The sequence below is a fragment of the Actibacterium sp. EMB200-NS6 genome, assembly GCF_001305615.1.
In the GTDB taxonomy this organism is placed as follows: Bacteria; Pseudomonadota; Alphaproteobacteria; order Rhodobacterales; family Rhodobacteraceae; genus Actibacterium_A; species Actibacterium_A naphthalenivorans.
On sequence record NZ_CP010869.1, the window covers coordinates 995,878 to 1,018,605 of the forward strand.

A 22,728-nucleotide genomic window follows, 5' to 3' on the forward strand; every position below is an offset into this window, starting at 1 on the left:
GCGAAAGAGGTATGAACATGACAGCAGACAGCCACCCGCCATTCGACACGGCGTTGCGGGAAGACACGTCGCCCTTTCAGGCCCATCTGGGATATACGCTGCGCGACTGGCGGGCGGATTATGCGTGTTTCGAGATGCCGGTCGCGGAGTTCACGACGAACCGGCACGGGATTCCCCATGGCGGGGTCTACGGTGTTCTGCTTGATACGGCGATGGGATATGCCGGGTGCTATACCGGCGATCCCGCGAACCGGCGGTTCGCGATGACCCTGTCGATGAATGTGCTGTTCATTTCACGGCCGAAGGGCAAGCTGCTGATCGGCGAAGGGTGGCGCACCGGGGGCGGGCAGCGGACCTATTTCGCGGAAAGTGTCATTCATGATGAAACCGGCGAAAAGATCGCCACCGGCACCGGGGTGTTCCGCTACCGTTCGGCGGGCTGAACGCGGGCGCCGCGGGCTTCGCCGATGAACGCCTCCAGCCGGGCCGCGGCGGCGGTATCCAGGCGCAGGCCGAGCTTGCTGCGCCGCCACAGGATGTCGTCGGCGGATTTGACCCATTCGTTGCGGATGAGCCAGAGCACTTCGGCGGCGTGCAGCGTCGCGCCGAAATCCTCGCCCAGATCGGCGGGGCAGGTGGCCTGCCCCAGAACCGCATAGGCATCACGGCCATAGGCGCGCACCAGCCGTGCCGCCCAGGCCTCTGTCAGAAACGGGAAGACGGCGCGCAGCCGGGCCATCAGCGCGGAGGCGCCATCGACCGGGAAATCGCCGCCGGGCAGGGGCGCGCCTGCCGTCCACGGGCCGGACATCTGCGGGAAATGCCGCTCGAGCCGGGCCAGCGCCTGTTCCGCCAGCCGGCGATAGGTGGTGATCTTGCCGCCGAAGACGCTGAGCAGCGGCGCGGCGCCGTTTTCATCCTGCAGGGTCAGCACATAATCGCGCGTGGCGGCGGTGGCGCTGGAGGCGTTATCGTCATAGAGCGGGCGGACGCCGGAAAAGGACCAGACCACATCGGAGGGGGTCAGGGCCCGCGTGAAGACGCGGTTGGCGGCGGCGAGCAGATAGTCGCGCTCGTCTTCCGTGCAGATGGCCGCGCCGGGGGCGGCGCGGTGATCCTGATCGGTGGTGCCGATCAGTGTGAAATCGGTTTCATAAGGGATGGCGAAGATGATCCGCCCGTCGGGGAGCTGAAAGAAATAGGGCTGGCCGTGATCGAACAGCCGGCGCGTCACGATATGGCTGCCGCGCACGAGGCGGACGCCATGAGCCGCCTGCTGCCCCAGCCGGGTTTTCAGAATATCCTCGACCCATGGCCCGCCCGCGTTGACGATGCCCGCTGCGGTGACGTTTTGCGCGGTTCCTGTCTCGAGGTCGGTCAGTTCCACCCGCCAGCCCGCGCCGGTGCGCGCCGCGCTGTCGCAGCGGGTTCGGGTCAGGATGCGGGCGCCATGCGCCGCGGCATCGCGGGCGTTCAGCACCACGAGCCGCGAATCCTCGACCCAGCAATCGGAGTATTCGAAGGCCCTGGCAAAGCGCGGCTTCAGCGGTTTGCCCGCCGGGTGATCGGCCAGCCGCAGGGTTTTGGTGCCGGGCAGGATGCAGCGCCCGCCCAGATGATCATAGGCAAACAGCCCTGCGCGGATCATCCATGCCGGCCTGCGCCCGCGCAGAAAGGGCGCCGCATAGCGCAGAACCCGGCCAAGGCCGGAGGCATCGGCAGGAAAGCGCAGCGCCGGATCGTAAGGCAGCACAAAGCGCAGCGGCCACGAAATATGCGGCATCGCCCGAAGCAGGGTTTCACGCTCTTTCAGCGCCTCGCGGACGAGGCGGAACTCGAAATATTCGAGATAGCGCAGCCCGCCGTGAAAGAGTTTGGTCGAGGCGGAAGAGGTGGCCTGCGCCAGATCGCCCTGTTCGCACAGCAGCACCGAGAGCCCGCGCCCGGCCGCATCCCGGGCGATGCCGCAGCCGTTGACGCCGCCGCCGATGACGACAAGGTCGAAATGCGCCGCGCTGTCGCGCTTTGTCTTGCCGGTCATGGTTCCTGCGCCCTTTCGGCCTGTTCCGGCGCTGTAGAAAGGCGGGCGGCGGCGTCGGGTCAAGCCGGAAAATCGCGCGGGGGCGGAAAGCCGTCATGGTGTGCCCGGGCGCCCGGCCGCGCGGGCGAAGGGCGGCGGCGCGGCGCGGAACGGGACAGGCAACAGTGCGGCGTAAGATGGCGGATTGGCAAATGTTCGCCTCCAACAGGATGAAATGCTTCGTGTATTTTCGAAATTGTGTTTTATGGCGTGGCGGGTGACTCGCGTATTAAGCCTGCCGCATGTCAAACTCCGGCCCGGCCGGAACAGGGGCTGAGTAGTGATGGAACGATTTTTGTTTCGCAAGATCCAGGTCTGGGTCGTTCTTGTTTTGCTGTTTCTCGGTCTGCTTGGTGTCGTCGCCTTTGGTGTCGTGGTTCGAAGCCGGACGCTGGGATATCACAAATTCGGGGTTGCGGGCGAGATCGCCTATGCTCTGGCAAGCAGCCCGGACACGCTTCAGAAAATCCTGCGCCCCTATGACCGCATGATCGCGCAGCACTACCGCGACCCGCGCTTCCCCGGGCGGCGCGGCTGGGAGGTCAAGACGCCCGCGTCTGCGGCCGCGGTGGACGGGTACCTGCTGCTGAGCCGGTATGACGGTGATGCGCGCCGCCACATCGTGGAACTGGTGGATCTGTCGACGCTGGAAACACCCCATAGCTGGATGCCGGACTCGGACGCTCTTTTTGACGGATTCGTTCAGGGCAAGGAATACAACAATCTTCCGGTCAACGCCGAGACGTTCCGCATCCTGCATCCGTATCTGATGGAAAACGGGGATCTGATCGTCAAGGGCAATTTCTCGCCCATGGCGCGCGTCGATGCCTGTGCGCAAAAGGTCTGGGTCAACAGCGATCTCTTCCACCATTCGACCGAACGGGCCGCAGACGGAACCTTCTGGATTCCGGGCGACCGCGACCCGGCGGAGCTGGAGCATGTCCCGCCGACTTACTACAATGATTCCCTGACCCAGATCACCGAGGACGGGGAGGTTCTGTATTCCAAATCCCTGACCACGATCCTGATCGAGAACGGGTATGAATACCTGCTGACCAGCATGAACGCGGGCTATAGCGATGACCCGATCCACCTGAACGATATCGAGCCGCTTCTGCAAGACGGACCCTACTGGAAACGCGGCGACCTTCTGATCAGCATGCGGCACAAATCGGCGATCATGCTGTTCCGCCCCTCGACCAATGAAATCCTGTGGCTGCGGTCGGGCCCCTGGGCGTTTCAGCATGATGTGGATGTGCTGGGCGATGGCCGGATCGCGGTGTTCAACAACAACATGCGCTCGCGCCATGGCGGGCCGGTTGTCGACCCGTCGAATGACGTTGTGATTTACGATTTCGCGACAGACACTGTCAGCACGCCCTATTCGGATATTATGCTGGACGCGGACATTCGCACCGTCTCCGAAGGATTGTATACGTTTCTGCCCGGCGGGCAGCTGATGGTTGAAGAATCTGACTACGGACGTATCCTGTTTTTCGATCAGGATGGTAAGATTGCGCTTGAATATGTGAATGGCGGAAGCAGCGGAGTGCCATACAGGCTGGGCTGGGTCCGATATGTGACCAGGGAGTATGGTGATGCGGCATTATCCAACATCCGGAAATCGGCTTGCGACGGTGGCTAGGCGGGTTCTTCTTCTGGCGGCGCTCGGGTTTGTTCCGGTTGCGGCGCAGGCCTATGTGGGGCCGGGGCTCGGGGCCGGGGCCATCGCTGCGGTTCTGGGGGTGCTCGGCTCTATCTTTCTGGCGCTGTTCGCGGTGATTTACTATCCGATCAAGCGCATGTTGAAAAAGCGCAAGAAGGCCACGCCGGTGGAGATCGTCGGCGACAGCGCCGAGGAATGAACTGGGCGCTGATCTTCGCAGCAACGCTTGTTGCCTGTGAGATCCTGCTGGCGCTGCCGTTTCAGGCGAAACTCTCCACCGTTACCGGTTTTTCCACGAAAGCGGCCCGCGTGGTATCGAGCGCGAAGGTCTCGGACCACTGGAAAGAGCGTGCGCTGCCGGCGTTTGCCCTGCGCATCGGGCTGGCCTGCATGGCGCTTCTGGGCATGCTCGTGCTGATCATCGTTCCCTTCGGGCTGGCCGGGCTGCTGTATGATGGCGGACCCGCGGCCCTGACGGAAACCATGCTCCGCCCGCTGGTGATGCTCGGCATGATCGTGGGCTCCATCGGCTATATGAAACTGCGCGTCGGGGGCGGGGCGAAGGCGCAATCGGACTATTCGGCGACCGACAGGTTTCTGCACCGCGTGGCGCTTGGCGCGCCGGTGCTGCCCGAGGTGATCCATGATGTGGAGCGTGGCCTTTATCTGAAGGGCGCGCCGCCATCGCGCGAGGGGGCGCATGTGTTTGTCTGCGGGCTGGCGCGGGCGGGCACCACCATCCTGACGCGCGAGCTGTACAATACCGGCCAGTTCGGGTCGCTGACCTATCGCGACATGCCGTTCGTGATGGCCCCGAACCTGTGGAACAACCTGTCACGCTCCAGCAAGATGGAGGCCAAGGACCGTGCGCATGGCGATGGCATCCAGGTTGATCTCGACAGCCCCGAGGCGCTGGACGAGGTGTTCTGGCGCGTTACCTGCGGCGACGACTATATCCGCGACGACGGGCTGGCCCTGCACAAGCCGGATGCCGATGCGCTCTCGGGCTATGCCGATTTCATCAGCCTGGTGCTGCGTCGCACCGGGAAAGAGCGCTATCTGTCAAAGAACAACAACAACATCCTGCGCATTCCTGCCCTTGCCGGGTATTTCCCCAGGGCGCGGTTCATCGTGCCGGTGCGCGATCCGCTGCAGCATGCCAACAGCCTGCTGGGTCAGCACAAACGGTTTCAGACCGCCGATGCGTTCGAGACCGATTATTTCACCTGGCTGGCGCATCACGAGTTCGGCAAGGCGCACAGGCCCTTCCTGTTCAAGGGGCGGCCGCTGACCAGCCCCGATGACGTGAACTATTGGCTGGAAACCTGGATCGCCACCTATAGCCATCTGACCGCGGTGGGCGCCAAGGTGGGCGCGGCGCTGCGCTTTGTCTCCTACGAACGGCTGTGCGGCGATCCGGCCTATCGCGCCGCGCTGTGGCAAAGCCTTGGCATCGAGGATGCGGAATTCGCCGAGATGCGGAACATTCCGCAAAAACCCGTGGACGGTGTCCGGCCGGAGCTGGCAGAGGCCGCCGCCGCGCTCTATGCCGAGATCGGCCGTTTCTGAGGCGCGGGCGACAGCAGCCTGTCCCAGGCGGCATCCTTCAGCGCCCAGACGAGCGACCGGTGCCAGACGATCATCACCATGACGATCAGCAGTGCGGGCAGGCTCTTGAGCAGGGCAACGGCCAGGATTTCGGCGCGCGTGTCAAACCCCAGAAAAGCGTGGAGCTTGCGTATCACCATCAGGTTCTGGGCCGGGGCCAGCAACACCGCCAGAGACAACAGCGCGACCGCGCCGCCGGGCAGGTGGCTGCGCAGCGCCATCAGCACCGCCAGCGGAATGAACAGCATCGTCAGATAGTGCGACCAGATCACCGGTGACAGCACGACGACCAGCGCAAGGCCGGTGGCATAGACCGCGTGCCGTTCCGCCGCCGGGGGCAGGGTGCTTCGGATCTGGCGGGCCAGCGCCCAGAGCAGCGCGGCCGATGTCAGCAGGCGCAGGGCCGTGAGGATCAGGCCGGCGGTGGCCGGCAGGCTGGCTTCGGTCTGATAGGCTTCGGGGCGCACGAAGATCGGCTCTATCCACGAGAACGGGCTGCTGTTCATCCAGGGCGCCATCAGGCTGCCGCCCTCGGCCAGGACGCGGGCGAGAAATTCCTGATGCAGCGGCAGGCCGAACATCTGCAGCGAGAGCGCGCCGAGGCCCAGGCCGGCGGCCAGGGCCGTCAGCCGGAAGCGGTTGGAGGACAGTACAAACAGCAGGATCGCCGCCGGGGCAAAGGCGGGCTTGATCACGACGACCGCGCTGAAGGCCAGCGCCGTCCAGACAAGGGCGCCGCGGGTAAAGGCGATGTGCCCCAGCACAAGCAGCAGAAACACGAAAGGCGTGGTCTGGCCGCCGACGCGGTAGATCGTCCAGAATGGCTGGAACAGCAGGGCGGCGATGGTGAAGAGGGCGAAGAACACCGCCCGGTCGCGCGGCGTGTCGCCGGCCAGGGGGCGGCAGTGCAGGTAGAGCAGCACCAGCCCCGCGCCCTGCGCGAGCGTGCCGGCGAGTTTGAACCAAAGCAGCGCGGTGCGCGGCGGCAGCGCCGCCATCGGGGAATAGAGATAGCTGGTCAGCGGGGCGCTGAAGAAGGTCATGTTGCCCAGCGGCTTTTCCCCGGCGATCTGCGCGAACGGGTCGTAGAGGTCGGCGAACTTACCGGCCTGCGCCTTGCGCCCGGCATCGTAGAAATTGGCGAAATCGAGGCCCAGGCCCCAGGGCGTCATGATTCCCCACGCGATCAAAGCTGCGATCAGGATCAGCGCGGCGATGCCCGCTGAGCGAAATAAAGTCACGGACATACACAATCCCCCCGATACGCCGGTACTGTTAAACAGATGTTCTCAATTATTGCACTGTGAACCGATGAGCATTTGACAGGACTGCCCGATTTGCGCCACAATTTTTTCGTGGCGGCGTAACAGGTGTTTTGAGATGTTTCATTTTTCGCATATTCGGCGGGCCGCGCTTGTGACCTGTGTACTGGATGCGTTCCGGGTGCTTTTGCCGCCGCAACCTGAATACCGGGTGATCCGCTGCCGGGTTCACAGCACGCCACCCGCCTGCGCCCGCAATTCCCGAAATCTGTTGTAAAGCGTTCGCCCTTTGCCCGCGGGCGCATTTTTTATTGGATTGGTCCTGTCATGAAGTCGCCGGAGCTTTCTGAAAAGCCGATCTCGATCACAGATTACATCGCGATCGCGCGGCCCGATCACTGGGTGAAGAACATCTTCATGCTGCCGGGCGCGGCGCTGGCGCTGATCGTCGACGATCAGGCGGGGCTGGGCGCGCTGGCCTGGCTTGTGGTCGGCATCGTGTCGACCTGCCTTGTCGCCTCGGCCAACTACACGATCAACGAATATCTGGATGGCGAGTTCGATCGCCACCACCCGACGAAATCCAGCCGCCCCACGGCGCAGGGGCGCATCCGCCCGCAGTTCGTGTTGCTGCAATATCTGCTGCTGGGGGGGATCGGCCTTTATCTGGCCAGCTTTCTGAACCCCATGTTCTTTTATGCCAGTGTTCTGCTGCTGATCATGGGCATCCTGTATAACGTGGAACCGATCCGCACCAAGGATCGCGCTTATCTGGATGTGCTGTCGGAATCGGTGAACAATCCGATCCGGCTGGTGCTGGGCTGGGCGGCGATCACGACCATCGTGCTGCCCCCGTCGTCTTTCCTGCTGAGCTACTGGATGGGCGGGGCCTATCTGATGGCGATCAAGCGCTATGCCGAATACCGGATGATCAACGATCCCGCGCGGGCGGGGCTCTATCGCCGGTCTTTCCGGATCTACACCGAGAATTCGCTGATGCTGTCGGCTTTCTTCTATGCGCTGACGGCGGTGTTCTTTCTCGGGATATTCCTGATCAAGTACAAGATAGAGTTCATCATCAGCTTTCCGTTCTTCGCGCTGCTGTTCGTGTGGTATCAGAACATCGCGCTGCGCCCCAAGTCTGACGCGATCAACCCCGAAAAGATCTACATGGAGCCGAAGTTCCTGGGGTTCGTCGCCTTTCTTGTCGTTCTGGTTCTGGCGCTGTTCTGGATCGACATTCCCTATATCCAGTTCCTGACCGATCATTCGGTGGTGCGGGACATGCGTATCGAGTAATCGCCGGCCATCGGCGCATTTGTTAAGCAGGAAGCCTTCCCCCATGTCGAAATACTTTGTCTTCATCATCGTGACCGTCGTGCTGAACGCGGCGTCGCAGCTTCTCATGAAATCGGGGATGAGCCAGGTCGGGCAGGCGGAGTTTTCGGCCTCGCGGCTGGTGAACCTTTTGATGGGGGCGGTGACGAACCCGTTCATCGTGCTGGGGCTGGTGACGATGACGATCAGCATGGGCACGCATCTGATGTCTCTGTCGCGCTTCGATGTCAGCTTTGCCTTTCCGTTTTTGTCGATCGCCTATGTGATCGTGGCGGCCTGGGGGCATTTCGTGATGGGCGAGACGGTGAACCTGACCCGGATGATCGGCATCGGCACGATCATTCTGGGCACCGTCATTCTGGCGCGAAGCTGAGCGGGAAGACGGCGAATGAAACATGTACTGATCGGCGGCAACGGCTTTCTGGGGCGCGAGACCGTGCGCCAGATGCTGGAGCGGGGCGGGGCGGAGATCGTGGTGGTGGACCTGCCCGAAAGCTTCGTGAAATTCCCCAAGGTTACGAACCCGCGCGTCACTTATGTCGAGGCTGATATCGCCGCGCCCGGCGCGCTCGACGGTATCGCGCTGCAGCCCGAGGATGTGGTGCATCATCAGGCGACCAAGCTGATCATCCCCAATCAGCCGCGTTTCGGCCGCGACGCGTTTTTCCGGCTGTGCGCGGTGGATGGCACGCGCGAGGTTCTGGCCTGGATGAAACGGCAGGGCAACCGCAACCTGATCTTCTGGAGCACGGATATGGTTTACGGCCCCGCGATCCAGATCCCGCGCCCCGAAAGCCACCCGCGCCACCCGTTCGGGCCCTATGGCCGGTCGAAAGTGGCGGCCGAGGATCTCGTGAACGCGGCCGTGGCCGCCGGCGACATCACCTGCACCACATTCCGCCCGCGCCTTATTCTGGGCCCAGGCCGGCTGGGCATCCTGGAGGTGCTGTTCAAGCTGATCGACAAGGGCCGGCCGGTGCCGCTGATCGGGCCGGGCGAGAACCGGTTTCAGTTCGTATCGGTATCCGATTGCGCGCGCGCCAGCCTTCTGGCCGCCGACAAGGGCTGCCCGGTCGGCGTGTACAACCTGGGCTCGGAGAATTCGCCGACGGAGTATGAGCTGATGACCGAGTTCATCCGGCGCAGCGGCTCGCGCTCGCGGGTGATCCGCACGCCGGGCTGGCTGGTGAAGGGCATTCTGCGCGGGCTGAACCTGTTCAAGATCGCCCCGATGGACCCGGAGCAGTTCGAGATCGCCGATCTCGAGGTCTCGCTCGACATTTCGGCCGCCAAGCGCGATCTCGGGTGGGTGCCCGAGCATGAGGATACCGATATGCTTTATGCCGCCTATCAATCCTATCGCGACGGCGCGGCGAGCCTGCCCTGACGGGTCAGAACCCGGCGATGGTCAGGACGCCGACGCCGGGAATTTCGGTGACGAGCGGCGCGCCCGTCCCCACCACGGCGGGATCGGGCAGCTCTTTCGACCCGGACCCGACCGCGTAGGACAGTTTGTAGCGCCCCGGCGGCAGGCCGTGCAGCACAACCGGCCCGGCCTTTTCGGCCTTTACCACGACCGTATATTTGCCGTTGGTGTTGATGAAGGCCAGCGGGTCGAAGTTGCGCGGATCATCCGAGGTGGCGCCGATGCGCCGGGCGCCATGCCGGATATAGCGGAAATACTGCAGATTATAGCGGATCTCGGGGCGCAGGGTCAGGTTCGGGTGGGCGGAATCGCGGTTTTCGACATCGTAATGCCCTTCGATCACGCGCCCCTGCCAGGCCGAAACCTCGCCGTTCTTGAGATCATTGTGCAGCACCTTGTAGGTGGCCTTGCCGAACCACCATTCCAGCATCGCGGTGCGGATGCCCAGTTCGCGCCCGCGCGCGGCGATGTCGCGCAGCACCTTCTGCCCGCCGCCGCGATAGCGGTGATAGGAGAACTCGACCATATGTTCCTTGGCCCCGGGCACCGCGACGATGTCGTCCAGATAGGGCAGGGCGTTGCGCATGTCGGTGACGGAGGGGGCGACGAAGGCGGGCGAAAAGCCATTGGCGCGCAGCCGTTTGGCCGTGGCCGCCATGGCGCGGCCGATGTCGGTGCCGTTCCATGAGTTCTTGGAAAGGTCGGGCTCCAGGATCACCTCCCACATGTCGGGGACAAAGCCGTAGGTGTCGCGCATGTGGATATAGGTGGCGAGCACGAGTTCGGCGTATTCCTCGGGCTCCATGTGGTAATAGCGACCATCGCGGAAGGCGACATAGCACAGGTTGACGATCAGCCGCTCGCCCCGCGCCTGCAGCCGCCGCATCAGCGGCAGCACGCCATTTTCGATATGCCAGTCCAGTTCGGCGAAATCGAACCCGCGCCAGTTGATCGAGAACGGATCGCCGTTGTCGTTGGCGGTTTCATAGCGGCGGCTTTTCCAGCGATTATAGGGGAGCTTTCCGCTGATGAAATCGGACACGATGCCGGTGGAGCTTTCGGCGCCGGCGCGGATTTCCAGCCGCACCCGGTTGATCCCGACCTCCGAGACCAGACGGTCGAGCATTTCTTCGCGGTAGCGCACCCAGGGCGGGGTGTGCGGCGTGTCGACCATATCGGCCGTCGCCTCCCATCCGTTGATGGTCTGGAAGGTGGTGGCCGGATCGAGCGTGATTTCGGCGGCGCGGGCCGGGCCGGAAATCTGGGCGAGCGCGGCAAGTGCCAGGCAAATAAACAAATGGCGGAAAGCTGTCATTGGCATGTCGTGCCCCTGAATCGTGTCGGTCAAAGCAATTGCGGGCAAGATGCCGGATCGAGGCCGCAACCGAAAGACGTTCCCGCGTGAGACCCCCGTCTTTTCCGGCGTCCTTTTGCCACTCGCCCGGCCCGGCGCGCGCCGGTTTCACCGCGGGCGGGGACAATGTGTTTACAATACAACCCAGTTCTCCGTTTTTGTCGCCGCGTGGGCGCCGCAAAGGCTAAAACTGTTCGGAGAAACCGATTCTCATGCTATGAAACCGCCGGTGAGGGTCGGGAAGCAGGATCGGTGGCGTATTGACGCGTTATTTCAAGCCGGGCTGCGAAATTGTGTAAATCGGGCCTGCGCGCCCGCTGTTTGTGAATGAGGAGTAACCGCCATGGGTGTTGGCCAGGATATTACCGCCGGTAACGCGGGGTGGACGTTTGGCGAAGGCGTTCCCGAAACATTCGTTGATCACATTAAACTGTCGGTTCCGCTCTATGAATCCGGGCATGACCTGATCTGCCAGATTTCCGATTTCTTCGTGAAGAACGAAAGCGTCATCTATGAAATCGGAACATCGACGGGCGAGCTGATCAAGAAGCTGGCGCAGCACAACGCCACCAAGCCCGGCGCCCGCTGGGTGGGGATGGATGTAGAGCCGGCCATGGTGGGCAAGGCGCAGAAACATTGCGCCGATGTGCCCGCCATCTCGATCGTGCACGAAGATGCGCGGTTCATGGAGATGGAAAAGGCCGACATGATCGTCAGCTACTACACCATGCAGTTCGTCCCGCCGCGCTATCGGCAGGAGCTTTTCAACAAGATCTATGAAACGCTGAACTGGGGCGGTGCGCTGGTGATGTTCGAAAAGGTTCGCGGCCCGGATGCGCGGTTTCAGGACATTCTGACCCAGCTCTACAACGATTTCAAAATTCGCAACGGTTTCTCCGGCGAAGAGATCGTCGAGAAATCCCGCAGCCTGAAAGGCGTGCTGGAGCCGTTCTCGACCCAGGGCAATCTGGACATGCTGGCGCGGGCCGGGTTCAAGGATGTGACTTCGGTGCAGAAATACCTGTGCTTCGAAGGTTTCCTGGCGATCAAGTAATTGCACGGCCGGTGGCGGCCGCCTGTCTGGAAAAACGGCGCAATGCACTGTTCAGCCTTTGAAATGGCGATATGCCGTCAGTTTCCTGCCGGGGCACGGCAAGGGGCGCGGCGCGCGTTTTTTGCGCGGCGGCCCCGGCGTGCTGCCCAAAAAGCGGCTTTCAAACCGGCCGGGCAGGGATTTATGTTGCCCCTAGGTAACGCCCTTTGCGGCCCATGGGCAAATGCCATAATTCTGACGATGGCGTCTGTGATCGCAAGCGCGTTTGCCCCGGTTCGGCCGGTGCGGGCCATTCAATCGAAACGACCCGGGCCGCTGCGGTTCGGGGCTTATACAGGGCGCGTGGCATGAGTGTGACGTCGAAACGAGTGCTGGTGACCGGCGGGGCCGGTTTCCTTGGGTCGCATCTTTGCGAAACGCTTCTGGACGCGGGCAATGACGTGCTGTGCGTGGATAACTATTTCACCGGTCGCCGCACCAACGTGCGGCATCTGCTGGACAATCCGCGGTTCGAGATCATGCGCCATGACGTGACCTTTCCGCTCTATGTCGAGGTGGACGAGATCTACAACCTCGCCTGTCCGGCCAGCCCGGTGCATTACCAGCACGACCCGGTTCAGACCACGAAAACCTCGGTGCACGGGGCGATCAACATGCTGGGGCTGGCCAAGCGGCTGGGCGCGAAAATCCTGCAGGCCTCGACGTCCGAGGTGTATGGCGATCCGGCGGTGCATCCGCAGACCGAGGCCTATTGGGGCAACGTCAACCCGATCGGGTTCCGGTCTTGCTATGACGAAGGCAAGCGCTGTGCAGAGACGCTGTTCTTCGATTACCGCCGGCAGCACAATCTGAAGATCAAGGTGGCGCGGATATTCAACACCTACGGGCCCCGGATGCACCCGCAGGACGGGCGCGTGGTGTCGAACTTCATCATGCAGGCGCTGTCGGGCCTGCCGATCACCATCTACGGCGACGGGCAGCAGACGCGGTCGTTCCAGTTCGTGTCCGACCTGATCGACGGGATGGTGCGCCTGATGGACACGCCCGACGATGTAACCGGCCCGATGAATCTGGGCAATCCGGTGGAACTGACGATCCTGGAACTGGCCGAGGCGGTGATTGCCAAGACCGGTTCGAAATCCGAACTGGTGTTCGAGCCGCTGCCGCATGACGATCCGGTGCAGCGCCAGCCCGACATCACGCTGGCGCGCAAGACGCTGGGGTGGGAGCCGCGGGTGGCGCTCGACAGCGGCCTGGACGCCACGATCGCCTATTTCGCGCGGCTGCGCCACGATCTGGCGGCTGATGGCGCCACCGACAGGATCTTCACGGGGGAAGCCGGGAAGTGACGGACGACGCGGCCGCATTCAAACTGACGGACCCGCGCAGGGAAGCCCTGCGATCGGGGCTTTGGTATGCGGCCGCGCTGGCGGCCTGTCTTGTGGTTCTGGTGCTGAACGGCAAGCCGCTTTTCTATTTCGATACGGGATCTTACATCGATCAGGGCGAGGCAGCCCTGCGCCAGGCCGGGCTGCTGGAGCGCCGGGTGCCGGGCGCGCCCGGTGCGGGCCATGCGCCGGGTGCGGACGATACCGTGAACGGATCACGCTCGGCGGTGTTCTCGGTTGTGATGGCCGCGCTGGCACAGGGCGGAAACCTGGCCGCGCTGACCTTGCTGAACGCGCTTGCGGTGATCATCGCGGTCTGGCTGCCGGCACGGATCGCCGCGCGGCTCTACTGCCCGCCGCGGCCGGTGGCGGCGCTGGTCGGGCTTTCGCTGATCGCCGCGGCGACAGGCTCTTTGCCCTTCTATGTGGCCTATCTGATGCCCGACACATTCGCGCCTGTGCTGCTGCTGGTGATCGCGACGCTGACGGTGTTCGCCCGCGACATGAAGCCGTGGGAGGTGATCCTGGCGCTTTTGCTTGGCGTGTTCGCGGTGGTCAGCCATCTGTCGCATCTGGCCATCGCGCTGTTGCTGGTGCCGGTTTCGCTGGTGGTGTCACCGCTGCTGGCGCGGCGCCGGTGGTGGCTGCCGCCGCTTCTGGTGGCGCTGATCGCGGCCGGCGGGATCGCCGAGCGCTCTTTGTTCAAGGTCGCGGCGGCCACCGTCGGCGACAGCGAGGTCGTCTATAACCCGTTCCTGACCGCGCGGCTGATCGAAGACGGCCCCGGCCTGCGCTTTCTGGAACGGAACTGCCCGGACGCGTCCATCGCGACCTGCGCGCTTTACGATGCGCTGTCGCTGTCGGATGATCCCTGGCGGCTGACCGCGACGCATATCATCTTTGAGGATTCCCGCCGGCTCGGATCATTCAAGCTGATGACGCCCGAGGATCAGCGCGCCGTGGCGCAGGAGCAGGTGCCGTTCTTTCTGATGGTGCTGAAGGCCCTGCCGGCCCGCACTGTCTATGCTTTCGCACACAACACGATGACGCAGGTCGCGCTGTTCCGGGTCGACATGACGGTGCCGACCGAACGGATGATCGCCAAGCTCTCGGGCCACAAGGGGCTGGGGCCGGACGGGTTTTCCGGCGGCCGGCTGACGCAGGATACCGGCTGGCTGGCGGTCGTGACCCCGATTCAGGGGATGATCTATTCTCTGTCCTTCGCGGCCCTCTTGGTGCTGGTGCTGTGGCCGGGCTTTGCCACGCCCTATCTCAAGGCGCTGGCGATCATGCTCGTGCTTGGCATTCTGGCGAATGCCTTCGTCTGCGGCGGCATTTCGCAACCCGCGACACGCTATGGCGGGCGGGTGATCTGGCTGTTGCCGATGGCCGCGACGCTGCTGCTGATGTTCACGGAAACCGTATCGGTGCGCCGCCTCGCGCCGCTGGTGATCGAGCCATGACACGCGCGCGTCATATCCCGCCCCCATGTTGCGACGGGGCCAATTTCTTCATTTCTTCAGCGTCAGGTGTTTTCCATGGATAATTCACAACAGCTTTCGATCAGCGTGGTGATGCCGGCCTATAACGCGGTCAATCTGCTGCCGAAGGTGCTGACCCCGCTGATGGAGATGCTGGCAAGCGGCGAGGTGCAGGAGGTGATCGTGGTCGACGATCAATCGCCCGACGCGACCGCCGCCGAGGCGCGCAAGATGGGGGCGACGGTTCTGACCACGCCGGTGAACGGCGGGCCGGGCGCGGCGCGCAATCTGGCGGCGGAGCAGGCCAGGGGCGACATCCTGTGGTTCGTCGATTCCGATGTGATCGCCTGGCCGGGCGGGGCCGCGAAGATCCGCGCCGCCTTTGCCGAGGAAGGGGTGGATGCGGTGTTCGGCTCGTATGACACGACGCCCGCCGGCACGCCGTGGTTCTCGCGCTACAAGAACCTGATGCACCGGTTCTATCACCAGCATGCCAACCGGGATTCCACCACCTTCTGGGCCGGTTGCGGCGCGGTGCGGGCCGATGTGTTCCGCAAGATCGGCGGGTTCGACGTGGAAACCTACAAGGTGCCCTCGATCGAGGATATCGAGCTGGGCTACCGCGTCCGCTCCAACGGGGGGCGGATCGTGGTGGTGCCCGATCTGCTTGGCAAGCATCTGAAGGTCTGGACCGTGCGCAACGGCATCCATACTGATATCTTCCGCCGCGCGCTGCCGTGGTCGCGGCTGATGATCGCGCGCGAGGGGCTGACCAACGATCTGAACACCAGCACCGGCGAGCGGGTCAAGGCGGTGGTGGCCGGGCTGTTGCTGCTGTCGGTGCTGGGGCTTGTGGTGGCGCCGTCGATCTGGCCCTGGACGCTGGGCCTGCTGGCGCTGGCCTTTGCGCTGAACTGGTCGCTGTTTCAGTTCTTCCGTGAAAACGGCGGGGCCTGGTTCGCGCTGAAGGCGGTGCTTTACCACCAGCTTTACTATGTCTATTCGGCGGGGGCCTTCGCGTGGTGCCTGTTCGAATATCACATTCTGGGACGGAAGGATCGCCTTCATGTGCCCTGAGCCGCAGGATCACCGGGCCGATGCCGCGCTTTCGCGGGTTTCCGGCCATATTTATCCCCAGTTTGATCAAGATATTGTTTCCCGATGACGGGAAGGAAGGCAGAGATGGAAGGTTCGATTACCGAGGTTGAGGGCGCTGTCGCGGTGTCGCCGGAGCTGCAGGGGATGACCCTGAGCGTCGTGATCCCCGCTTATAACGAAGAGGGCGCCGTGCGGGCGACCGTGCAGGAGGTGTTTGACGCGCTGGACCCGACAGGGATCGAATACGAGGTAATCGTGATCGACGACGGATCCAGGGACAACACCCTGGCCGAGGCAAAGGCCAGCGGCGCGGTCGTCGATGCCAATCAGGTGAATTCGGGGTACGGCGCGACGCTGAAGCGCGGCGTGAAAAAGGCCCGGTACGAATATGTGGCGATCATGGATGCCGACGGCACCTATCCCGCGCGCTATCTGCCCGGCATGCTGGCCATGTGCCGCGATCAGGACATGGTGGTGGGCGACCGCGGCGCGGGCATGAAGAACGTGCCGCTGGTGCGCCGGCCCGCGAAATGGGTACTGAACAACTTTGCCTCTTTTCTGGCCGAGCGGAAGCTGAACGATCTGAACTCCGGCCTGCGGGTGTTTCGCAAATCCGAACTGATCCCGTTCCTGCCGCTGCTGCCGCAGAACTTTTCCTTCACCACCACGATCACCCTGTGCATGTCCTCCAATGGCAAGCGGATGGTCTATACGCCGATCGAATACGGCAAGCGCGTGGGCAAATCGAAGATCCGGCCGATTGATTTTCTGAACTTCATCATCCTGATCCTGCGCATCAGCACCCTGTTCAACCCGCTGCGCGTGTTCATTCCGCTGGGGCTGGGCCTGATGGGGCTGGGGGTGCTGAAGCTGATCTACGATCTGACGCAGATGAACCTCAGCGAAACGGCGGTGTTCCTGTTCCTGGCCTCGATCATGGTCTGGTCGCTGGGGCTGATCGCCGACATGATTTCGCGCCTGCATCTGAGGCCATGAAATGAGCAAACCGGCAGGGCTTTCGGCAATGTGGCGCAAATGGCTGATCCGGGCCGGGGGCTCTGCCGTCATTCTGGCGGTGTTGTTCTGGTTCCTGCCGCGCGAGGCGATCCTCGCGGGGTTTTCGGCGGTGCCGCTTTCGCTGTTCGTGTCGGTGTTCGGGGTTTTCCTGCTGGGCCATGTGGCGGCGGCGGCGAAATGGTGGGTTCTGCTGGATCGCGGGTTCCCCTTCCTGCTGGCGCTGAAGGCGCATTTCGGCGGGCTGGCGGCCAATCTGTGCCTGCCCGGCGTGGCGGGGGGCGATGCGGTGCGCGCCGCGATGGCGCAGGCGGCGATGCGTGACGGGCCGAAAGTGGCGGCGGGCGCGGTGGCCGACCGGCTGATCGACATGCTGGCGCTGGGCTTTCTGTCGCTGATCGGCCTGCTGATGCTGGGCGGTGGCGGGGCGGGGGCCGGCGTGGTGACGCAGGCGGTCGTGCTGGTTCTGGTGCTGCTGCTGGGCACGGTCTTTGGCATGCCCTGGGGTGTGCGGATGCTTTACCGGTTGAAACCCGGCCTGCCGGGCCAGGGCTTTGCGCTGAACATGGCCGGCGGGTTCGCGGCGCTTGGCCGGCGGCCCGGCCTGCTGTTTGTGACACTGGGCCTGTCGATGGCCATTCAGGCGACCTTCGTGATGCTGACGGTGCAGCTTTCCTATGCGGTGGGCGTCGATGTGCCGCTGGGGGCGTGGTTCGTGGCCTGGCCGCTGGCCAAGATCTTCGCGGTGCTGCCGATCTCGCTGGGCGGGCTTGGCGTGCGCGAGGCTTCGATGGCCGCCTTGCTGGCCCAGTTCGGCGGCAGCGCGCCCGAGGTGGTGGCGACAGGGCTGGTCTGGCAGGGCGTGCTCTGGCTGACCGGGGCGCTGGGGGCGTTGATCCTTCTGGTCTCGGGCCTCGGCGCGCGCCCGGTGGAAAAAGTGGCGAGTGAGTTTTCAGAGTAAAGGGTAAGAAGATGGCGGGTGCGATCCCTGGGGTGGCGGCGGGAAAAAAGCCGCTGGTAAGAATTATGGGCGCTGGGCCGGCCGGTGTTGCGGCGGCCTATGCGCTGTCGCGCAGGGGGGATGCCGAGGTCGAGGTGCTCGACAAGGCGGCGCGGGTCGGCGGCAATTCCACGTCTTTCATGATCGACGGGATCTGGTGCGACTATGGCTCGCACCGGTTTCACCCGGTCGCGGAACCGGCGGTGCTGGACGATGTGAAGGCGCTGCTGGGCGAGGATCTGCTGCTGCAGCCGCGCCACGGGCGCATCCGGCTGGGCGGCAAGTGGATCCATTTTCCGCTGAAGCTGCATGATGCGCTGCTGCGCCTGCCCAAAAGCTTCGCCGCCTCGCTGATGGGTGACATGGCGCTGAAACCGTTCCGCAAGAAATCCACGGGGCCGGAGACGTTTTCGAGCATCCTTTACGATGGGCTCGGCCCCACGATTTCCGAGAATTTCTATTTTCCCTATGTGCGCAAGCTGTGGGGGCTGGATCCTGACAAGCTGGCCGTGACGCTGGCAGAGCGGCGCGTTTCGGGCGGGTCTGTCGGCAAGATCCTGATGAAGATGCTGCGGCTGCTGCCCGGGCTGCGCAGTGAAACCGCCGGGCGGTTCTACTATCCGCGCAAGGGCTTTGGTCAGATCACCCAGGCCATGGCCGACAAGGCCGTCGAGCAGGGCGCGCAGTTCACCTTCGGCGCTGACATCACCCGGATCGAGCGGCAGGGCAACACCGTCACCGCCGTCTGGACGAAGGATGCGGCCGGCGGCGAGGCCCGGCATGAAAGCGATATGTTGATGTCGACCATCCCGCTGACCAGCATCGTGCGCCTGATGGATCCGCCGCCGCCGCCCGAGGTGGTCGAGGCCGCGAAGGCGATGCGTTTTCGCGGGATGATCCTGCTCTATCTCATTCTGGAGACGGACCGGTTCACCGAATATGACGCGCATTACTTCCCCGAGATCTCGATCCCGATCAGCCGGATGTCGGAGCCGAAGAACTACAATTCGGCGACAGAGCCGAAGGGGCTGACCCTGCTGTGCGCCGAACTGCCCTGTGACCCCGACGAAAAATGGTGGGGCATGTCGGACAAGGAGCTTGGCGAGCATTTCTGCACATGGCTGGGCGCGCTGGGCCTGCCGGTGACAGTGCCTGTGCGCCGCTGCGAAACACGGCGGCTGCACCATGCCTATCCGGTCTATGACCTGGACTATCAGGCGCATTTCGACACGATCGACAACTGGCTTCTGGGGCTCGACGGGATGCTGGTGTTCGGGCGGCAGGGGCTGTTTGCCCATGACAACACCCACCACGCCTTCGCGATGTCCTATGGCGCGGTGGACAGTGTCGATGCCGAGGGCAATCTCGACCATGAAAAATGGGCCGCCTATCGCGCCGAATTCGCCACCCATGTGGTAGAGGACTAGGCATGCCCGGGCCGGTTGTCGATGTTCTGATGTATCATTCGATTTCCGGTGTCGGCGGGCCGACCTGCATCGCGCCCGCCGTGTTCGCCGATCAGATGGCGGCGATCGCCGAGGCCGGGGTGCCGGTGATCACGCTGGATGATCTGGTCGCCGCGCGCGCCGGCGGGCCCGCGCTGCCGGCGCGCTCGGTCATCATCACCTTCGATGACGGGTTTCAGGATTTCGCCGAGACCGCCTGGCCGGTGATGAAACGGCACGGGTTCCGGCCGATGGTCTATCTGCCGACGGACTATATCGGCGGGGTCGAAGGCTGGAAGGGCATCGGCAAACCGCCCCGGCCCCTGATGGGCTGGCCCTGCATCCGCGATCTGTCGATCGAAGGGGTGCAGTTCGGCAGCCACACGGTGACCCATGCCAATCTCAACGCGCTGACACCCGCGCAACTGCGCGAAGAGCTGGCAACCTCGCGCCGTGAGATCGAGGCGCGGCTGGGCCGCCCGGTGGTGCATTTCGCGCCGCCCTACGGGCTGGCCAATGCGGCGGTGCGCGCGGCGATCGCCAGGCATTACGATACCTCGGTCGGAACGGTGCTGGCCCGCGCGACGGACCGGTCCGATATCCTGAACCTGCCACGGCTCGAGATGTTCTATTTCACCCACCCGCAGCGCTGGCGGCAGCATCTGGCGGGGCGGGGCGGGGCCTATCTGCTGCGCCGCAAGCTGCTGCGCCACGTGCGCGAGGCCATCACCAACCCGTGGGACGGGATCTGAGCGCCGCTACCAGATGGCATTGCCAAGGCGGTAGGTGAAGCTTTTCACCTCGCCCGACTGAAGCGTCAGCTCTACCTCGACGCTGTTGTCGCGCGGGGTGCCCCGCAGGCCGAAGGTGGCCGCGCGGTTCTTGCCCGCCGGTTTCAGGTCGAGCGGCCGGGGCGTACCGGGGCCCGGCGTGACGGTGGCCGATACAACTTCGGGCGCGCTGACCGTCAGCCTCAGCGGCAGATCCTCGCCAAGGCGCAGGTTCCCCTTGCTGGCCAGCCTGACATAGTCTTTCGCCTCGACCGGTGGCGGGATGCCTGCCCATTTCACGCCCGGTGGGCCATATTGCAGCACGACAACCGCGATCATGCCGAGGACCAGCAACAGATAGGCCCATCTGAACAGGCCCAGCCCGCGCCAGATCGTGCGCCCCGCGCCCGTATCGGCCCGCTGCCGCGCCGCGTAGATCAGCGCGCCGGTCAGCACCAGCCCGCCCGACGCCAGGCCGAAGACCACCCAGATCAGCCGTGTGGTGGTGCCGCCGACGGTGCCATAGTGGAACACCTTTGTCAGCGGCTCCAGCCGTGCCGCGCCGCCGCGATCTTCGATATGGGTGATCCCCAGAACCGCGAAATCGCTGGGGTCGATCGACACCGTTTCGCCGTCGCGCACCAGAAGCGCGTCACGGGGGCGGCCTTCGAAGACGATCCCGCCCCGCGCGTTATAGGGCATGGTCATCTTCTCGAACGCGACGTCGGGCAAGGCGGCCATCGCCGCCTGTTCGGCCGCCGCGATCATGGCCGTGTCGGCGCTATCGGGCAGCAGCCCGGCGCGGTCGCTGGCGATGGCAGGCTTCGGCCCGGTATGCGCCAGCCCCAGGGTGCGGGCAAAGAACACGGCGCTGCTCAACCCGACGATCAGCAGAAAGGGCATCGTCCAGAGGCCAATCAGCCGGTGCAGCCCGCCCAGCCATGTCCGCCGGTCCGCGCCGCGCGCCGGCAGCCGGAAGAAGCCTCGCCAGAACCGGCGATAGACGACCAGCCCGGTGATGACAGAGGTCAGCACCACGACCGACAGCGCGGTGATGAACAGCCGCGCCGGGGCCAGGGGGATCAGCAGATCCTCGTGCAGGCCATGCAGGATTCGGCGAAAGCCGATGGTGCGGGTCACATCCAGCACCTCTGCGGTTTCGGGGTGGGTCCAGATCGTGATCTCTTCGCCCCAGGCGGTGCGGGTGAAGGTACGGTCCGCCAGAAACGCGGTCGGGCGCTTCTCGACCCACATGATGGCGGTTTCCGGATAGGCCGTTTTCAGCGCGTCGTGGATTTCGGCGAAAGAGGCATGGGCGGCCTCGTCGGCCGGCGCGGACACCCAGGCGCGGGGGTGGAACACCATCTCGATCTCGTCGGCCATAACCAGCACCGACCCGGTGATCAGGACAAAGCCCAAAAGGATGGCCACATGCAGGCCAAGCCAGGTGTGAAGCTTCAGAAAGATACGCCTCAATTCTCTCACGGTTCTGCTCTCCGGCAGTTGGCGGCCGGGTTATTCCAAAAGCTTTTCGGGCTTTCGCAGGGATTTCGGGCCAATCAGTTGCTCATAGGTGCGTTCGAATTCATCATGGACGGTGGCGGGCCGGAAGCGATGCTCCAGGCTGCGGGCCAGCGCCGCCGCGCCCCTGGCCCGGCGCAGGCCGGGGTTTTCGACCAGCTCCAGCACGGCGGTGGCGATGGCGCCCGCATCTTCCACCGGCAGAAGCGCGCCGACCTCGCCGTCCACCAGCTCTTTGACACCGCCGCAATCGGTGGCGACGACGGGCAGGCCCGCGCGAAATGCCTCGACGATCGAGATCGGCAGGTTTTCCCAGCGCGAGGTCAGCAGGAAGATGTCAGACGCTTTGAGGTGCTGCGGTACGGTCGAAATCGCGCCGAGGAATTTCACGTTGTCGGCGACACCCGCGTCGCGCGCCCATCCGGCGGCGGCCTCGGCCAGCGGGCCCTTGCCGGCGATGGCGAACACCACGTCAGGGCGTTGCGCGACCACCCGCCGGGCGACCTCTATCATCACGTCGATGCCCTTTTGCGGCTGAAGCCGCGACAGGCTGAGGATGAGCACACCCTTCTTGCCGCCCATGATCCGCTCGCGCAGCGCCTGCGCCGCCGCCGCTGGAACGTCGGGCAGCGGGTGTATGCCCAGGCCGATCGTGCGCGCCTTTGCGCGCGGCAGGCCATGGGCGATCAGCGCGTCCAGCGCGGTGCGGCTGGGTGAGATCGTCAGATCGGCACAGAGCCGCGCGGTACGGGCCACGCCGGCCTCGCGCGCGGGGGCCGCGCCGTGGAAGGTCATCGCGATGGGGATGTCCATGCCGATGGTGGCCAGCCGCGCCACGATGGCCGGGGCGGTTTCATGGGCGTGGATCAAGTCGATCCCATGCGCCCTGATCGCTTTGCGAACGGTGAGGGCACAGGCGGGCAGCGCGCTGACGCGCCGGTAAAGCGATCCACCGACGCCCGCGACATTGTTCAGCGCGACCGGCACGAAATCGGGATCGGCGCCATCCGCGCTCCAGTCGCCCTGATCGCCGGCCAGAACGATCTTGTGCCCGCGCCCGCGAAGATCCTGCGTCAGGTCCAGCACATGCCTCTGGATGCCTCCGGGAAGGAAATTCGTGCAGATCTGCATAACGCGCATACTGGTCTGGTCCGCCATCTGGCCGGGGGAAAACGCCCCCGGGATCACCGCCACGATAGGACAGCAGGTTGACGTAACGCCAG

Annotated in this window: 20 protein-coding genes; 15 read left to right on the forward strand and 5 right to left on the reverse strand. The window is 64.2% G+C overall.

All coding sequences use genetic code 11. The features are described 5' to 3' along the window. Positions 1-17: 17 nt before the first annotated feature. Positions 18-443, forward strand: a complete 426-nt coding sequence (locus TQ29_RS04975; RefSeq protein ID WP_054540330.1) for a PaaI family thioesterase — start codon at positions 18-20, stop codon at positions 441-443. Here the strand turns inward: TQ29_RS04975 and glpD are convergent. Then, entirely contained in the window at positions 425-2,041 is a 1,617-nt protein-coding gene (gene glpD / locus TQ29_RS04980; RefSeq protein WP_054538257.1) for a glycerol-3-phosphate dehydrogenase, read from the reverse strand. The genes TQ29_RS04975 and glpD overlap by 19 nt on opposite strands. Before the next feature lie 322 nt (positions 2,042-2,363). On the opposite strand from glpD, the gene TQ29_RS04985 reads away from it, so the two are divergent. Genes TQ29_RS04985 through TQ29_RS04995 form a run of 3 tightly spaced genes read left to right on the forward strand, consistent with a single transcriptional unit; the run spans position 2,364 to position 5,315 of the window. Beyond that, complete coding sequence (locus tag TQ29_RS04985) at positions 2,364-3,725, forward strand: arylsulfotransferase family protein (protein ID WP_054538258.1); 1,362 nt, start codon at positions 2,364-2,366, stop codon at positions 3,723-3,725. Beyond that, positions 3,718-3,945 (forward strand): hypothetical protein, encoded by a 228-nt coding sequence (locus TQ29_RS04990; protein WP_235974396.1) that lies wholly within the window; start codon positions 3,718-3,720, stop codon positions 3,943-3,945. Before TQ29_RS04985 ends, TQ29_RS04990 begins: the two co-directional genes overlap by 8 nt. Continuing rightward, positions 3,942-5,315 (forward strand): sulfotransferase, encoded by a 1,374-nt coding sequence (locus tag TQ29_RS04995; RefSeq protein WP_054538260.1) that lies wholly within the window; start codon positions 3,942-3,944, stop codon positions 5,313-5,315. The genes TQ29_RS04990 and TQ29_RS04995 overlap by 4 nt, the downstream gene beginning before the upstream one ends. On the opposite strand, the gene TQ29_RS05000 is transcribed toward TQ29_RS04995, so the two are convergent. Further along, a complete protein-coding gene (locus TQ29_RS05000) occupies positions 5,291-6,601 on the reverse strand; it encodes a glycosyltransferase 87 family protein (protein WP_054538261.1) in 1,311 nt (436 codons plus the stop codon). The genes TQ29_RS04995 and TQ29_RS05000 overlap by 25 nt on opposite strands. A gap of 342 nt (positions 6,602-6,943) precedes the next feature. On the opposite strand from TQ29_RS05000, the gene TQ29_RS05005 reads away from it, so the two are divergent. Genes TQ29_RS05005 through TQ29_RS05015 form a run of 3 tightly spaced genes read left to right on the forward strand, consistent with a single transcriptional unit; the run spans position 6,944 to position 9,341 of the window. Further along, positions 6,944-7,915, forward strand: coding sequence for a UbiA prenyltransferase family protein (locus TQ29_RS05005; protein ID WP_052071458.1), 972 nt, complete (start codon positions 6,944-6,946; stop codon positions 7,913-7,915). 43 nt (positions 7,916-7,958) lie between these two features. Further along, on the forward strand, positions 7,959-8,327 hold the full coding sequence (locus TQ29_RS05010) for an EamA family transporter (protein ID WP_037209146.1): 369 nt from the start codon (positions 7,959-7,961) through the stop codon (positions 8,325-8,327). Positions 8,328-8,342: 15 nt separating this feature from the next. Beyond that, complete coding sequence (locus TQ29_RS05015) at positions 8,343-9,341, forward strand: NAD(P)-dependent oxidoreductase (protein WP_054538262.1); 999 nt, start codon at positions 8,343-8,345, stop codon at positions 9,339-9,341. A 4-nt stretch (positions 9,342-9,345) separates the two neighbouring features. On the opposite strand, the gene TQ29_RS05020 is transcribed toward TQ29_RS05015, so the two are convergent. After that, a complete protein-coding gene (locus tag TQ29_RS05020) occupies positions 9,346-10,701 on the reverse strand; it encodes a hypothetical protein (protein WP_157445515.1) in 1,356 nt (451 codons plus the stop codon). A gap of 376 nt (positions 10,702-11,077) precedes the next feature. On the opposite strand from TQ29_RS05020, the gene TQ29_RS05025 reads away from it, so the two are divergent. The 8 genes from TQ29_RS05025 to TQ29_RS05060 all read left to right on the forward strand — a co-directional run bounded on the left by TQ29_RS05025 (position 11,078) and on the right by TQ29_RS05060 (position 19,966). Next, positions 11,078-11,788, forward strand: coding sequence for a methyltransferase domain-containing protein (locus TQ29_RS05025; protein ID WP_054538264.1), 711 nt, complete (start codon positions 11,078-11,080; stop codon positions 11,786-11,788). A gap of 347 nt (positions 11,789-12,135) precedes the next feature. Continuing rightward, on the forward strand, positions 12,136-13,137 hold the full coding sequence (locus tag TQ29_RS05030) for a UDP-glucuronic acid decarboxylase family protein (RefSeq protein ID WP_054538265.1): 1,002 nt from the start codon (positions 12,136-12,138) through the stop codon (positions 13,135-13,137). Beyond that, positions 13,134-14,639 carry a hypothetical protein gene (locus TQ29_RS05035; RefSeq protein ID WP_054538266.1) on the forward strand — a complete coding sequence of 502 codons (1,506 nt, stop codon included), beginning with the start codon at positions 13,134-13,136 and terminating at the stop codon, positions 14,637-14,639. Before TQ29_RS05030 ends, TQ29_RS05035 begins: the two co-directional genes overlap by 4 nt. 75 nt (positions 14,640-14,714) lie before the next feature. Next, on the forward strand, positions 14,715-15,734 hold the full coding sequence (locus TQ29_RS05040) for a glycosyltransferase family 2 protein (protein WP_054538267.1): 1,020 nt from the start codon (positions 14,715-14,717) through the stop codon (positions 15,732-15,734). A 105-nt stretch (positions 15,735-15,839) separates the two neighbouring features. Further along, positions 15,840-16,751, forward strand: coding sequence for a glycosyltransferase family 2 protein (locus tag TQ29_RS05045; RefSeq protein ID WP_054538268.1), 912 nt, complete (start codon positions 15,840-15,842; stop codon positions 16,749-16,751). 1 nt (position 16,752) lies between these two features. Continuing rightward, positions 16,753-17,730 (forward strand): lysylphosphatidylglycerol synthase transmembrane domain-containing protein, encoded by a 978-nt coding sequence (locus TQ29_RS05050; protein WP_082386529.1) that lies wholly within the window; start codon positions 16,753-16,755, stop codon positions 17,728-17,730. A 65-nt stretch (positions 17,731-17,795) separates the two neighbouring features. Next, positions 17,796-19,196: an NAD(P)/FAD-dependent oxidoreductase gene (locus TQ29_RS05055; protein ID WP_162231805.1), complete on the forward strand. Its 1,401-nt coding sequence runs from the start codon at positions 17,796-17,798 to the stop codon at positions 19,194-19,196. 2 nt (positions 19,197-19,198) lie between these two features. After that, a complete protein-coding gene (locus TQ29_RS05060) occupies positions 19,199-19,966 on the forward strand; it encodes a polysaccharide deacetylase family protein (protein WP_054538271.1) in 768 nt (255 codons plus the stop codon). A gap of 6 nt (positions 19,967-19,972) precedes the next feature. Here the strand turns inward: TQ29_RS05060 and TQ29_RS05065 are convergent, their stop codons facing one another. Continuing rightward, positions 19,973-21,469, reverse strand: a complete 1,497-nt coding sequence (locus TQ29_RS05065; RefSeq protein WP_162231806.1) for a PepSY domain-containing protein — start codon at positions 21,467-21,469, stop codon at positions 19,973-19,975. 30 nt (positions 21,470-21,499) lie between these two features. After that, a complete protein-coding gene (locus TQ29_RS05070) occupies positions 21,500-22,645 on the reverse strand; it encodes a glycosyltransferase family 4 protein (RefSeq protein WP_162231807.1) in 1,146 nt (381 codons plus the stop codon). Between the last annotated feature and the right edge of the window lie 83 nt (positions 22,646-22,728).

Excerpts from the sequence above, each read along its gene's own strand:
- TQ29_RS05050 (WP_082386529.1), top strand. The coding sequence starts at position 16,753 with ATGAGCAAACCGGCAGGGCTTTCGGCAATGTGGCGCAAATGGCTGATC.
- TQ29_RS04985 (WP_054538258.1), top strand. The coding sequence starts at position 2,364 with ATGGAACGATTTTTGTTTCGCAAGATCCAGGTCTGGGTCGTTCTTGTT.
- TQ29_RS05015 (WP_054538262.1), top strand. The coding sequence starts at position 8,343 with ATGAAACATGTACTGATCGGCGGCAACGGCTTTCTGGGGCGCGAGACC.
- TQ29_RS05040 (WP_054538267.1), top strand. The coding sequence starts at position 14,715 with ATGGATAATTCACAACAGCTTTCGATCAGCGTGGTGATGCCGGCCTAT.
- TQ29_RS05005 (WP_052071458.1), top strand. The coding sequence starts at position 6,944 with ATGAAGTCGCCGGAGCTTTCTGAAAAGCCGATCTCGATCACAGATTAC.
- TQ29_RS05025 (WP_054538264.1), top strand. The coding sequence starts at position 11,078 with ATGGGTGTTGGCCAGGATATTACCGCCGGTAACGCGGGGTGGACGTTT.
- TQ29_RS04995 (WP_054538260.1), top strand. The coding sequence starts at position 3,942 with ATGAACTGGGCGCTGATCTTCGCAGCAACGCTTGTTGCCTGTGAGATC.
- TQ29_RS04975 (WP_054540330.1), top strand. The coding sequence starts at position 18 with ATGACAGCAGACAGCCACCCGCCATTCGACACGGCGTTGCGGGAAGAC.
- TQ29_RS05070 (WP_162231807.1), bottom strand. The coding sequence starts at position 22,645 with ATGCGCGTTATGCAGATCTGCACGAATTTCCTTCCCGGAGGCATCCAG.
- TQ29_RS05020 (WP_157445515.1), bottom strand. The coding sequence starts at position 10,701 with ATGCCAATGACAGCTTTCCGCCATTTGTTTATTTGCCTGGCACTTGCC.
- TQ29_RS05045 (WP_054538268.1), top strand. The coding sequence starts at position 15,840 with ATGGAAGGTTCGATTACCGAGGTTGAGGGCGCTGTCGCGGTGTCGCCG.
- TQ29_RS05030 (WP_054538265.1), top strand. The coding sequence starts at position 12,136 with ATGAGTGTGACGTCGAAACGAGTGCTGGTGACCGGCGGGGCCGGTTTC.
- TQ29_RS05010 (WP_037209146.1), top strand. The coding sequence starts at position 7,959 with ATGTCGAAATACTTTGTCTTCATCATCGTGACCGTCGTGCTGAACGCG.
- TQ29_RS05055 (WP_162231805.1), top strand. The coding sequence starts at position 17,796 with ATGGGCGCTGGGCCGGCCGGTGTTGCGGCGGCCTATGCGCTGTCGCGC.
- TQ29_RS05000 (WP_054538261.1), bottom strand. The coding sequence starts at position 6,601 with ATGTCCGTGACTTTATTTCGCTCAGCGGGCATCGCCGCGCTGATCCTG.
- TQ29_RS05060 (WP_054538271.1), top strand. The coding sequence starts at position 19,199 with ATGCCCGGGCCGGTTGTCGATGTTCTGATGTATCATTCGATTTCCGGT.
- glpD (WP_054538257.1), bottom strand. The coding sequence starts at position 2,041 with ATGACCGGCAAGACAAAGCGCGACAGCGCGGCGCATTTCGACCTTGTC.